This is a genomic window from Protofrankia sp. CiP1_Cm_nod3, assembly GCF_982290655.1.
In genome coordinates this window covers 25,017-37,815 of the sequence record NZ_CEVIVD010000035.1, presented here as the reverse complement: position 1 = coordinate 37,815, position 12,799 = coordinate 25,017, and the positions used below count along the sequence as shown (strand labels likewise).

At 73.4% G+C, this 12,799-nt stretch carries 7 protein-coding genes; all 7 read left to right on the top strand.

What is annotated here, in order from left to right:
- Positions 1-33 precede the first annotated feature (33 nt).
- The 7 genes from AC5LUJ_RS09620 (at position 34) to gltB (ending at position 12,502) form a co-directional block, all read left to right on the top strand.
- Positions 34-1,539 carry an anthranilate synthase component I gene (locus tag AC5LUJ_RS09620; protein WP_250287482.1) on the top strand — a complete coding sequence of 502 codons (1,506 nt, stop codon included), beginning with the start codon at positions 34-36 and terminating at the stop codon, positions 1,537-1,539.
- Positions 1,536-2,252, top strand: a complete 717-nt coding sequence (locus tag AC5LUJ_RS09615; RefSeq protein WP_493464793.1) for a Trp biosynthesis-associated membrane protein — start codon at positions 1,536-1,538, stop codon at positions 2,250-2,252. The genes AC5LUJ_RS09620 and AC5LUJ_RS09615 overlap by 4 nt, the downstream gene beginning before the upstream one ends.
- 319 nt (positions 2,253-2,571) lie before the next feature.
- Positions 2,572-3,378, top strand: coding sequence for an indole-3-glycerol phosphate synthase TrpC (gene trpC, locus AC5LUJ_RS09610; RefSeq protein WP_250287169.1), 807 nt, complete (start codon positions 2,572-2,574; stop codon positions 3,376-3,378).
- Between the two features lie 186 nt (positions 3,379-3,564).
- Positions 3,565-4,797, top strand: a complete 1,233-nt coding sequence (gene trpB, locus AC5LUJ_RS09605) for a tryptophan synthase subunit beta (protein WP_445548426.1) — start codon at positions 3,565-3,567, stop codon at positions 4,795-4,797.
- 179 nt (positions 4,798-4,976) lie between these two features.
- Positions 4,977-5,891, top strand: coding sequence for a tryptophan synthase subunit alpha (trpA, locus tag AC5LUJ_RS09600; protein ID WP_445548425.1), 915 nt, complete (start codon positions 4,977-4,979; stop codon positions 5,889-5,891).
- A 369-nt stretch (positions 5,892-6,260) separates the two neighbouring features.
- Complete coding sequence (gene lgt, locus AC5LUJ_RS09595) at positions 6,261-7,466, top strand: prolipoprotein diacylglyceryl transferase (protein ID WP_493464792.1); 1,206 nt, start codon at positions 6,261-6,263, stop codon at positions 7,464-7,466.
- 449 nt (positions 7,467-7,915) lie between these two features.
- A complete protein-coding gene (gltB, locus tag AC5LUJ_RS09590) occupies positions 7,916-12,502 on the top strand; it encodes a glutamate synthase large subunit (protein WP_250284150.1) in 4,587 nt (1,528 codons plus the stop codon).
- Positions 12,503-12,799: the final 297 nt, after the last annotated feature.

The window sequence follows — 12,799 nt, the reverse complement described above, 5'->3', positions numbered from 1 at the left end:
GGACGCCGCCGAACCCGTGAGAGGAGCCCGGTCGTGACCACAGGGGAGATCAGCCCCGGCCGTTCGCGGTTCCATGAGCTGGCCGCCGAGTACCCGGTGGTCGCGGTGACCCGCCGCCTGCTCGCCGACGGCGAGACCCCGGTCGGGATCTACCGCAAGCTCGCCGGCGGTCCGGGCACGTTCCTGCTGGAGTCCGCCGAGAACAGCGAGACGTGGTCGAGGTACTCGTTCGTGGGCGTCCGGGCCGCGGCCACCCTCACCGAACGTGACGGGTCGGCGGTCTGGGAGGCGGGTGACCCGCCGCCGGGGCTGCCCACCGGCGGCGACCCGCTGGAGATCCTGCGGGCGGCGCGGACGGCGTTGCGCGCCCCCCGGCCGCCCGGCGCCCCACCGCTGACCGGCGGGCTGGTGGGCTACCTGTCGTACGACATCGTCCGGCGGGTGGAACGGCTGCCCTCGACCGCCGTGGACGACCTGGGCATGGCCGAGCTGCGCATGATGCTCACGGCCGACCTGGCCGTCTTCGACCACTGGGACAGCTCCTGCCTGCTGATCGCCAACGTGTTCACCCGCGGCGGCGGCCTCGACGCGGCCTACGACGACGCCCTGCAGCGGCTCGAGGTCATGACGGCCGGCCTGTGCAAGTCGACCGAGCCAACCGTGGCCAGCACCGGCGTGCCGGCGGAGCTGTCGATCGCGGACTTCGTCTCGGCGACCCCACCGGAGCGTTTCGAGGCGTCCGTCGAGGCCGCCATCGAGGAGATCCGGGCCGGCGAGTGCTTCCAGATCGTGGTCTCCCAGCGCTTCGAGCGACCGACGACGGCCGCCGCCCTGGACATCTACCGGGTGCTGCGGGCGTCCAACCCGAGCCCGTACATGTACCTGCTGCGCTTCGACGACCACGATGTGATCGGCTCCTCGCCGGAGGCGCACGTGACGGTGACGGGACGCCGCGCCCTGCTGCACCCGATCGCCGGCAGCCGGCCCCGCGGCGCCACCCCGGAGGCGGACGCCGAGCTCGCCGCGCAGCTGCTCGCCGACCCCAAGGAGCGGTCCGAGCACGTGATGCTTGTCGACCTGGTCCGCAACGACCTGGGCCGGGTCTGCACGCCGGGGTCGGTGCGGGTGGTCGAGTTCGCCGCCGTCGAGCGGTTCTCGCAGATCATGCACATCGTCTCGACGGTGACCGGCGAGGTCGCGGCGGACCGTTCGGCCGTGGACGTCCTCACGGCGACCTTCCCCGCCGGCACCCTCACCGGCGCGCCGAAGGTGCGCGCGATGGAGATCATCGATGGGCTCGAGCCCACCCGCCGGGGCCTGTACGGGGGCGTGGTCGGCTACCTGGACTTCGGCGGTGACCTGGACACCGCGATCGCCATCCGCACCGCCGTGCTGCGTGACGGTGTCGCCTACGTGCAGGCCGGCGCGGGCATCGTCGCCGACTCCGTCCCCGCGGCCGAGAACGACGAGAGCCGCACCAAGGCGGCGGCGGTGCTGCGGGCGGTCGAGATCGCCGAGTCGCTGCGCCCGCCGACATGACCGGGGGCACACCGCGGACACCGTTCGTGGCCGCCGGTGGGCGCCGCGACGACGACACCCGCGCGGCCGACGACACCCGCGCGGCCAGCGGGGGAGGGACGGGCCGGGCGGACGTGCCCGGGCCGTCCGCCGGCACCGCCGGCCGGCGGCGGGAGATGGCCGTGGCGGTGGCCGCCTGCCTGCTCGGCGCCGCGGTGGTGCTGCTCACCGTCGGGGCGACCTGGGTGCGGGTGCGGGTCTCCGCCGTGGGGGCGAACGAGCCGGCGGTGGCCGCCGCGCCGCTGGCGGCCGGCCTGAGCGGCTCCGAGCTGGCCCCGGCCCTGGCCGGGCTGGGCCTGGTGGGGCTCGCCGGGGTGGTGGCGATCGCCGCGACCAGGCGTGCCGGCCGGGTGGTCGTCGGTGTGCTCGTCCTGCTCGCCGGGGTGGCGGCCGCGGTCGTCGCCGGCCGGGTCGCGGCCGACCCCCTTGCGGCGGCGCGGGCCACCGCGCGGGTGCGCGACCTCGTCCCCGGCGCCACCGCCGACCTGCGGGACCTGCGGCGCACCGCCGCGCCGTGGCTGGCCGCCGCCGGCGGCGTGCTCCTCGCCGGCGGCGGGCTGCTCGTCGCGCTGCGCGGGCACACCTGGTCGGCGCTGTCCGCCCGCTACCGGGCCCCGGCGGCCCGGCCGGTCGACGCCTGGGAGGCCATCGACCGAGGCGACGACCCGACCTGATCCTGGCCTCAGCCGATCTCGGGGCGGGCCGGCAACCGGTCGCTGGCGGGCGGACTGCCAGGTGTCGGCTGCCTTACGGTCGGCAACAGTCCCTCCGGATGATCAACAGACGGACAATCACGATACGTGGGCATGGTGTCCGCGCATCCGGTGTGCAAAGGTTTTTCAGCCTTCTCGTTTCACTGTCCTCGGTCCTGTGTCAACCGGTGAGCAACCGGCGGGTGTGAGCATTCGAGCCCTTCGGCGGGGGGCGGATGCCTGCGGCACACGCCTGGCCTAACATCGGCGCCATGGCCGCGACAGCCACGGGCACAGACCGATGAGCGTTCTCGACGACATCCTTGACGGGGTGCGCGTGGACCTCGCCGAACGGGAGGCCGCGACCCCCCTGGCGGCGCTGAAGCGACGCGTCGAGCGCGTTCCCGATCCCAGGGACGCGCTGGCGGCGCTGCGTAGCCGGGCCGTCGCGGTGATCGCCGAGGTCAAGCGCCGTTCCCCGTCCAGGGGCGAGCTCGCCACGATCGCCGACCCGGCGGCGCTGGCGGCCCAGTTCGAGGCGGCGGGCGCGGCGGCGATCAGCGTCCTGACCGAGCGGCGCCGGTTCGGCGGGTCCCTGGCCGACCTGGACGCCGTGCGCGTCGCGGTGGACGTGCCCATCCTGCGCAAGGATTTCGTGATCTCCCCGTACCAGGTCTTCGAGGCGCGGGCGCACGGTGCCGACATCGTCCTGCTGATCGTGGCGGCGTTGGAGCAGCCCCGGCTGGTCGGCCTGCTCGAGCGGGTCGAGTCGCTGGGCATGACCGCCCTGGTCGAGGTGCACGACGAGCAGGAGGTCGCGCGGGCGGTCGACGCGGGAGCGAAACTGATCGGCGTCAACGCGCGTAACCTGCGGACGCTGGACGTCGACCGTGCCACCTTCGCCCGGCTGGCGCCGCTGCTGCCGCCGGGGGTGGTCAAGGTCGCCGAGTCCGGCGTGCGCGGGCCGCACGACCTGCTCGCCTACGCCGCGGCCGGCGCCGAGGCGGTCCTGGTGGGGGAGGCCGCGGTGACCGGCACGAATCCCCGCCAGACGGTCGCGGACCTGGTCACCGCCGGCGCGCATCCAGCCACCAAGGTCGGCCGCTGACTCGCCGCCGGCCCACCGCTGACGTGTCGCCGGGCCGCCGCTGACGTGCCGCTGACGTGCTGCTGGCTCGCCGCCGATGTGCCGCCGGCTCGCCGCCGGCCCGTGGCTGACCTGCCGCTGATGCGCCGCCGGCCTGTCGCGCACGGAACATCCCCAGGGCGATAGGTTCACGCAGTGACCTCCGCCGTGACTCCAACCGCCGGGCCCACCGACGCGGATGCCGTACCGGTGGGCCCGCTGCCCGACAGCGCCGGGCACTTCGGGCGCTTCGGTGGTCGTTTCGTCCCCGAGGCGCTGTTCGCCGCGCTGGACCAGCTGACCGACGCCTACGCGGCCGCGCGGGCCGATCCCGGTTTCGCCGCCGAGCTGGGCGGGCTGCTCGCGACGTACGCCGGCCGGCCCACCGCGCTCACGGACGCGGCCCGGCTGACCGCGCACGTCGGCGGCGCCCGCATCCTGCTCAAGCGGGAGGACCTGGCCCACACCGGCTCCCATAAGATCAACAACGTGCTCGGCCAGTGCCTGCTCACCCGCCGGATGGGCAAGACCCGGGTGATCGCCGAGACCGGCGCCGGCCAGCACGGGGTGGCCACGGCCACCGCCTGCGCGCTGCTCGGCCTGGAGTGCGTGGTCTACATGGGCGAGGAGGACACCTCCCGGCAGGCGCTCAACGTCGCCCGGATGCGGCTGCTCGGCGCCGAGGTGGTGGCCGTCGCCTCGGGCAGCCGCACCCTCAAGGACGCGATCAACGAGGCCATGCGGGACTGGGTGGCCACGGTGGACACGACCCACTACTGCATCGGCTCGGTGATGGGGCCGCACCCCTTCCCGATGCTGGTCCGTGACTTCCAGCGGATCATCGGGGTGGAGACGCGGGCACAGGTCCTCGAGCGTGTCGGCGGGCTGCCCGACGCGGTGGTGGCCTGCGTCGGCGGCGGCTCGAACGCGATGGGGATCTTCCACCCGTTCATCGGCGACCCCTCCGTCCGGCTGATCGGCGCCGAGGCCGGCGGCGACGGGCTGGCCACCGGCCGGCACGCGGCCGCGATCGCCGGCGGCGCCCCCGGCGTCTTGCACGGCATGCGCACGTTCCTGCTCCAGGACGCCGACGGGCAGACGCAGGTGTCGCACTCGATCTCGGCCGGGCTGGACTACCCGGGCATCGGTCCCGAGCACGCCTGGCTGCACGAGACGGGCCGGGCGACCTACGGGGTGGTCGACGACCGGGCCGCCATGGACGCGCTGCGCCTGGTGGCCCGGCTGGAGGGCATCCTGGTCGCGATCGAGAGCGCGCACGCGTTCGCCGCCGCGTTCGGCGTCGCCCGGGATCTCGGCCCGGACGCCGTCGTCGTCGTGAACTGCTCGGGGCGCGGTGACAAGGACGTCGACACCGCGGCGAAGTGGTTCGACCTCCTCTGACGGCCCTCCCCGGCGGGAACGCCGGCAGCGACGAAAAACACCACCGTCAGGAACGAACACCACCGCCAGGAACGAGCAGCGCCAGCGGCGGGAACTACGCCGAACCAGCTCCGCGCGGCGGGTGCCAGGCAACGGCCTGGCCGCCGCCGACGGCGGAACGGATCACGGAACGGACCAGGGTGCGAAGTCTTTCGGATGAACGGAGCCTCGCCGGTGAGCCCGACGAGCGAAACGAGCCCGGCGAGCGGAACGAGCCCGGCGGGCAGAGCCGGCTGAGCCAGGCCTTTGCCCGGGCGCGCGCCGACGGGCGGGCGGTGCTGGTCGGCTACCTGCCGGCGGGCTTCCCCTCGGTGGCCGGCGCGGTCACGGCGATGCGGGCCCTTGTCGAGGCCGGGGTGGACGTCGTCGAGGTCGGCCTGCCCTACTCGGACCCGACCATGGACGGCCCGGTGATCCAGGCCGCGTCCGACGCGGCCCTGCGCCGCGGGGTCACCACCGCCGACGTCCTGCGCACGGTGGAGGCGGTGGCCGCCACCGGCGTGCCGGCGCTGGTGATGACCTACTGGAACCCGGTCGAACGCTACGGGGCTGCCGCGTTCGCGCGTGATCTCGCGGCCGCGGGCGGAGCCGGCGCGATCACACCGGACCTGCCGCCCGAGGAGGCCGGCCCGTGGCTCGCGGCCACCGCCGACACCGGGCTCGACCCCGTCTTCCTGGTCGCGCCGAGCTCGACCGACGCCCGGCTGGCGCGGGTCGCCGCGGTCAGCAGGGGCTTCATCTACGCGGCGTCGCTGATGGGCGTGACCGGGGCCAGGGAGCGGGTGGGCGCGCAGGCGGCCGAGCTGGCCCGCCGGGTCCGGGCCGTGACCGACACGCCGGTCGCCGTCGGGCTCGGTGTGAGCACGCCCGAGCAGACGGCCGAGGTCGCCGGCTTCGCCGACGGGGTGATCGTCGGATCGGCTCTGGTCAGGGCGCTGCTGGACGCCGAGCGCGCGGGGGCGGATCCGGAGGAGGCGGCGGTGGCGCTGCGGGGGGTCGTGGCCGGGCTCGCCGCCGGGGTGCGCCGCTCCGGGCCGTCCGTGCCACGGGGATGATCCCTGCCGTCCCTGCCGTCCCTGCCGTCCCTGCCGTCCCTGCCGTCCCTGCCGTCCGAGTCGCTCCCGCTGCCCGTAGTGGTGCCGTGACTACAGGATCGTTTGATAGTGATTTGCAACTTTTTGTAGTGTTTCGTGGCGTCCGCTGATAGCTGGTGACGTCCAGTAATATTGCTGGCGTAATTGATAATCTTCGGTGACAATCTGCCGGTTACTTACGGCAACGCTTGTGGCATGCGGCGATGTGGGGCGCGGCGAGGGCCAGGTTACGGGCGGTATAGCTTGGCCCGTGTGGTCCTAGCCGCGATTCCCAGCCCCTCGACGGGCATCCTGTATGTAGGCCCCGTTCCACTGAGGGGCTACACCCTGATGATCATCATCGGTATCGTGATCGCGACCGTGATCACCGGTCGGCGGCTGCGCGCGCGTGGCCAGCCCTCCTATCTCGCTACCGACGTGGCGGGGTGGGCTGTCCCGTTCGGTGTCGTCGGAGCGCGGATCTACCATGTCGTCACCAGCCCGGACGCCTATTTCGGCGCCGGCGGGGACCCGGTCGACATCCTGCGGGTCTGGCATGGCGGGCTGGGGATCTGGGGCGCGGTCGTCGGCGGGGCGCTGGGCGGGTGGCTCGCCTGCCGGCGCCGCGGGGTCGCCTTCGGCCTGTTCGCCGACGCGGCGGCCCCGGGCCTGGTCCTGGCGCAGGCTGTCGGGCGGGTCGGCAACTGGTTCAACCAGGAGCTCTACGGGCGCCCGACCGGCCTGCCCTGGGCGCTGCGGATAGACCCCCGGCACCAGCGTGTCCCCGGCGAGCCGCTCTACCATCCCACCTTCCTGTACGAGGCGCTGTGGAACGTCGGGGTGGCCGGCGTCCTGCTGTGGGTGGACCGCCACCACCGGCTCGGCCGGGGCAAGCTGTTCGCGCTCTACGTGCTGCTCTACACCGCCGGGCGGGCCTGGATCGAGGCGCTGCGCATCGACGAGGCGCACACCTTCCTCGGGGTGCGGCTCAACGACTGGACGTCGCTGGTCGTGTTCGCCGCCGCGGCGCTCGCCCTGGTGTTCCTGCGCGCTCCCGCCGACCTCCCGGCGTCCGCCGACGCACCCACCGACGATCCCAGCCCCACTGCCAGCCCCGCCGCCGGGCCCACGGCAGAGCCCGCTGCCGAGTCCGCTGCCGAGTCCGCTGCCAGCCCCGTGGCCACCTCCACCGCCGGCGGGCCCGCGGCAGGGCCCGCTGCCAGTCCCGCCGCCGGGCCTGCGGCAGAGCCCGCCGCCGAGTCCGCTGCCGAGTCCGCCGCCAGCCCCGCCGCCGGGCCTGTTGCCAGTCCCGTGGCCAGCCCCGCCGCCGGGCCCGCGGCAGAGCCCGCCGCCGGGTCCGCGGCCGCCGCGGACGAGCCGGGCAGCGAGGCCTCCGGTGACGCCGCGGCCCGGGCCGACGGCGTGGGCGGGGAGAGCGCGGTGGCCGAGAGCGGCGGCCCGGGCGGGGAGGCCTCCCCGGCGGCACGGCCCGACGGCGTGCCGCCGGGCGTGGAGCCCGCCGTCCGCGCGGCCGCCGAGCCGTCCAACCAGTCCTGACCGGCGGCGCCAGGCCGCGACGGCGAAAAACGGGGAAAACGGAAAAAAGGAGAGAACGGGGAGGTCAAAGAGGACGAGAGGACGGAGGGGAGCGCGGAGAAAGCGGAGAGTACGCGGAGCGAGGTGTCCGGCATCCGACAGCCGGTGGCTGACGGCGATCGCGGACAGCGCTGGGATGCGGCGCTGGAAACAGCGACGAAAGACGGCGGTGACGTTGGTGGACGCTCAGGGCGGCGTGCTCCGGGGCCGGCCGGCGGGTCTGGGGCCGCGGCGCCACCGCGTGCCCGGTTGGCCACATCCGCCGCCAGCCCGTTTGTGATCACGGCGGATCCGGTGCGCACGTGGCACACTCGTTAGTGCGCCCGGCCGGGACATTTCCTGTCGGCGGCGCGTCCGGACAGCGTCGTCCGCCTCTTGGAGATCCCCTGAAGACGGACAGGACCCGCCGGATGTCGATCGCACAAGGTTTGTACGACCCCACGTTCGAGCACGACGCCTGCGGGGTCGGCTTCGTCGTCGATGTCCGTGGGCGACGCAGTCACGAACTGGTCGAACAGGGCCTCACCGTGCTGCGCAACCTCGACCACCGGGGCGCGTCCGGCTCCGACCCGGACACCGGTGACGGCGCGGGCATCCTGTTGCAGGTCCCGGACGCGTTCCTGCGCGACGTCGTCGACTTCCCGCTGCCGCCGCCCGGCCAGTACGCGGTGGGCACCGCGTTCCTGCCGCAGATCGCCGGCGACCGGGACGACGCGGTCCGCGCGATCAGCCGGATCGTGCGCGCGGAGGGCCTGCGGGTCCTTGGCTGGCGCGAGGTTCCGGTGATCAGTCACATGGTCGGCCGGTCCGCCGCGGAGGTCGAGCCGTGGATGCGCCAGCTTTTCCTCGGCCTGCCCGCCACGGCCGGCGGCGGCCGCACGGTGGGTGTCACGGCCGGTGTCACAGCGGGTGACGGCGCCGGCGGCGGCGAGCCCTTCGACCTGATGGACCTGGAGCGCCGGGCGTTCCGTGTGCGCACCCGGGCCCACCGGGAGGCGGGGGTGTACTTCGCCTCCCTGTCCGCGCGCACCGTCGTCTACAAGGGGATGCTCACCACCCACCAGCTCTCCGCGTACTTCCCCGACCTCGACGACCCCCGGTTCGCCAGCGCCATCGCGCTGGTGCACAGCCGGTTCTCCACCAACACCTTCCCGAGCTGGCCGCTGGCGCACCCGTACCGGTTCGCCGCCCACAACGGTGAGATCAACACCGTGCGTGGCAACCGCAACTGGATGCACGCCCGGGAGGCGCTGCTCGCCAGTGACCTGATCCCGGGGGACCTGAACCGTCTGTTCCCCATCTGCTCGGACGGCGCCAGCGACTCGGCCAGCTTCGACGAGGTCCTGGAACTGCTCCACCTGGCCGGGCGCAGCCTGCCGCACGCCGTCCTGATGATGATCCCGGAGGCGTGGGAGAACCACGACGAGATGGATCCGGCCCGGCGGGCCTTCTACCAGTTCCATTCGGCGCTGATGGAGCCGTGGGACGGCCCGGCGTCGATCGCCTTCACCGACGGCACGGTCATCGGCGCGGTGCTCGACCGCAACGGGCTGCGCCCGTCCCGCTACTGGGTGACCGACGACGGCCTGGTCGTGATGGCCTCCGAGGTCGGCGTCCTCGACATTCCCGCGCACAAGGTGGTGCAGAAGGGCCGGCTGCAGCCGGGGAAGATGTTCCTGATCGACACCGCCCAGGGCCGGATCGTCGACGACGAGGAGATCAAGTCCGAGCTGGCCGCCGCCGCACCCTACGAGGAGTGGCTGCACGCCGGCCTGATCTCCCTGGACGACCTGCCCGAGCGCGAGCACGTCATCTACGGGCACGAGTCGGTGCGCCGCCGCCAGCAGGTCTTCGGCTACACCGAGGAGGAGCTGCGGGTCATCATCGCGCCGATGGCCCGCGCCGGCGCGGAGCCGATCGGGTCGATGGGCACCGACACCCCGGTGGCGGTGCTCTCGCAGCGCCCGCGGCTGCTGTTCGACTACTTCACCCAGCTCTTCGCGCAGGTCACCAACCCGCCGCTGGACGCGATCCGGGAGGAGATGGTCACCAGCCTGGCGCGCACGCTCGGCCCGGAGGGCAACCTGCTCGCGCCGTCGCCGGCGTCCTGCCGGCTGGTGCGCCTGCCGTACCCGGTCATCAGCAACGCCGAACTCGCCAAGATCGTCGGTATCAACGACGACGGTGACATGCCCGGGTTCGCCGCGGTGACCGTCCGTGGCCTCTACGACGTCGACGGCGGTGGGGCGGCGCTCACCGGCCGGCTGCGGGAGATCTGTCGCGGGGTCAGCGAGGCGATCGCCGACGGCGCCCGCGTCGTCGTGCTCTCCGACCGCGACTGCGACCGGCACAAGGCCCCGATCCCCTCCCTGCTGCTGACCGCCGCCGTCCACCATCATCTGATCCGGGAGAAGACCCGCACCAAGGTCGGCCTGATCGTCGAGTGCGGTGACGCCCGTGAGGTCCATCACATCGCGCTGCTGCTCGGCTACGGCGCGGCCGCGGTCAACCCGTACCTGGCCTTCGAGTCGATCGACAACATCCTCGACGCCGGCGAGCTGGACGGGATCACCCGGGAGCAGGCCCAGAAGAACCTCATCAAGGCGCTCGGCAAGGGCGTGCTGAAGGTCATGTCCAAGATGGGCGTGTCCACCGTGGCCGGCTACACCGGCGCGCAGCTGTTCGAGGCGATCGGCCTGTCCCAGCGGCTCGTCGAGACCTACTTCACCGGGACGCCGTCCCGGCTCGACGGGGTGGGCATCGACGTCCTCGCGGACGAGGTCGCCGCCCGCCATCACCGGGCGTACGCGGCGCTGCCCAGCGAGCTCGCCCACCGCGACCTCGACGCCGGCGGGGAGTACCAGTGGCGCCGCGAGGGCGAGGTGCACCTGTTCAACCCGGAGACGGTCTTCCTGCTCCAGCACGCCACCCGCAGCCGCCAGTACGAGGTCTTCAAGCAGTACACCGCCACCGTCGACGAGCTCTCCCGGCGCAACGCCACCCTGCGCGGCCTGTTCGAGCTGCGCGCGGGGCTGCGCCCGCCGGTGCCGATCGAGCAGGTCGAACCGGTCTCGGAGATCCTCCGGCGGTTCGCGACCGGGGCGATGTCCTACGGCTCGATCAGCGCCGAGGCGCACGAGACCCTCGCGATCGCGATGAACCGGATCGGCGGCAAGTCGAACACCGGCGAGGGCGGGGAGGACGCCAGGCGCTACGTCCCCGATGCCAACGGCGACCTGCGCCGCTCGTCGATCAAACAGGTCGCCAGCGGACGGTTCGGGGTGACCAGCGAGTACCTCGCCAACGCCGACGACATCCAGATCAAGATGGCGCAGGGCGCCAAGCCGGGTGAGGGCGGCCAGCTGCCCGCGCACAAGGTCTACCCGTGGATCGCGCGGACCCGGCACTCGACGGCAGGCGTGGGCCTGATCTCCCCGCCGCCGCACCACGACATCTACTCCATCGAGGACCTCGCCCAGCTCATCCACGACCTGAAGAACGCCAACACCCGGGCGCGGGTGCACGTCAAGCTCGTCGCCGAGGTCGGGGTGGGCACGGTCGCCGCCGGGGTGTCCAAGGCCCACGCCGACGTCGTGCTGATCTCCGGGCACGACGGCGGCACCGGCGCGTCCCCGCTGACGTCGCTGAAGCACGCCGGCGCCCCCTGGGAGCTCGGGCTCGCCGAGACCCAGCAGACCCTGCTGCTCAACGGCCTGCGCGACCGGATCGTCGTCCAGGTCGACGGCCAGATGAAGACCGGCCGGGACGTCGTCGTCGCCGCCCTGCTCGGCGCCGAGGAGTTCGGGTTCGCCACCGCCCCGCTGGTGGTGGCCGGCTGCGTGATGATGCGGGTCTGCCACCTCGACACCTGCCCGGTGGGGGTCGCGACCCAGAACCCGGCGCTGCGCGAGCGCTTCACCGGCCGGCCCGAGTTCGTCGAGGCGTTCTTCACCTTCATCGCGCAGGAGGTGCGCGAGTACCTCGCGGCGCTGGGCTTCCGCACCCTGCGGGAGGCCGTCGGGCACGTCGAGTTCCTCGACGCCCGCGCCGCCGTCGACCACTGGAAGGCGGCCGGCCTCGACCTCACCCCGCTGCTGCACAGCCCGGAGCGGCCGTTCGGCGGTGCCCTGCACTGCACGACCGCCCAGGACCACGGGCTGGACAAGGCACTGGACAACTCCCTGATCCAGCTCTGCGAGGACGCTCTTGAGGACGGCCGGCCGGTGTGGCTGGAGATGCCGATCCGCAACGTCAACCGGACGGTCGGCACCATGCTCGGCTACGAGGTGACCAGGCGGTACGGCGCGCGGGGCCTGCCCGACGACACGATCTCGCTGCGGTTCACCGGCTCGGCCGGGCAGAGCTTCGGCGCGTTCGTGCCGCGCGGGGTGACGCTCACCCTCGAGGGCGACACCAACGACTACGCGGGCAAGGGCCTCTCCGGCGGCCGGATCATCGTCTTCCCGCCGAAGGAGGCGCCGCTGCGCGCCGAGGAGAACATCGTCGCGGGCAACGTGCTGCTCTACGGCGCCACCGCCGGCGAGGCGTTCTTCCGCGGCATCGTCGGCGAGCGGTTCTGTGTCCGCAACTCGGGCGCGACCGCCGTCGTCGAGGGCGTCGGCGACCACGGCTGCGAGTACATGACCGGCGGCACCGTCGCCGTGCTCGGGCCCATCGGGCGCAACTTCGCCGCCGGGATGAGCGGCGGCGTCGCCTACCTGTACCGGCCGTCGCGGCGGCGGATCAACATCGAGATGGTCGACGTGGAGCCGCTGGACGACGACGACCGCGAGCTGCTGCACACACTGATCGCCCGGCACCGGCGGGAGACCGGCTCCACGGTCGCCGCCGGCCTGCTCGGCCGCTGGGAGGACGAGCAGGCCCGGTTCGTCAAGGTGATGCCGCGGGATTACAAGCGCGTGCTGGCGGCTATGAAGAAAGCGGAGGAGGACGGGCTGCCCGCCGATGATCTGATCATGGCGGTTGCCCGCGGCTGAGCCCGTCCGGGGCGCCGCTCGGCTCATCCGCGGCTGGACGGCGTCCCGGCGGGTGATGTCCGCCGGGCGGGAGGTTCCCGGCGGCACCGCCCCCGCGCGGCACGTACCGGGCGTGTCCGATGTTCCCGATGCGTCCGGCGGCATACCGCGCTCTTCCCGGCGGTCCGCCCGATGAACCCGGCGCCGTCGACATGTCCGTGAAATCCTTGTAAAACACCCCCGCGAAAACCCGATGAAACACACACCCGAGAACCGCGTCGAGCACCGCCCCCGCGACGCCGCCCCCGCGACCCGCAC

Coding starts and splice junctions, on each gene's coding strand:
- lgt (WP_493464792.1), top strand. CDS start 6,261: ATGATCATCATCGGTATCGTGATCGCGACCGTGATCACCGGTCGGCGG.
- AC5LUJ_RS09615 (WP_493464793.1), top strand. CDS start 1,536: ATGACCGGGGGCACACCGCGGACACCGTTCGTGGCCGCCGGTGGGCGC.
- gltB (WP_250284150.1), top strand. CDS start 7,916: ATGTCGATCGCACAAGGTTTGTACGACCCCACGTTCGAGCACGACGCC.
- trpC (WP_250287169.1), top strand. CDS start 2,572: ATGAGCGTTCTCGACGACATCCTTGACGGGGTGCGCGTGGACCTCGCC.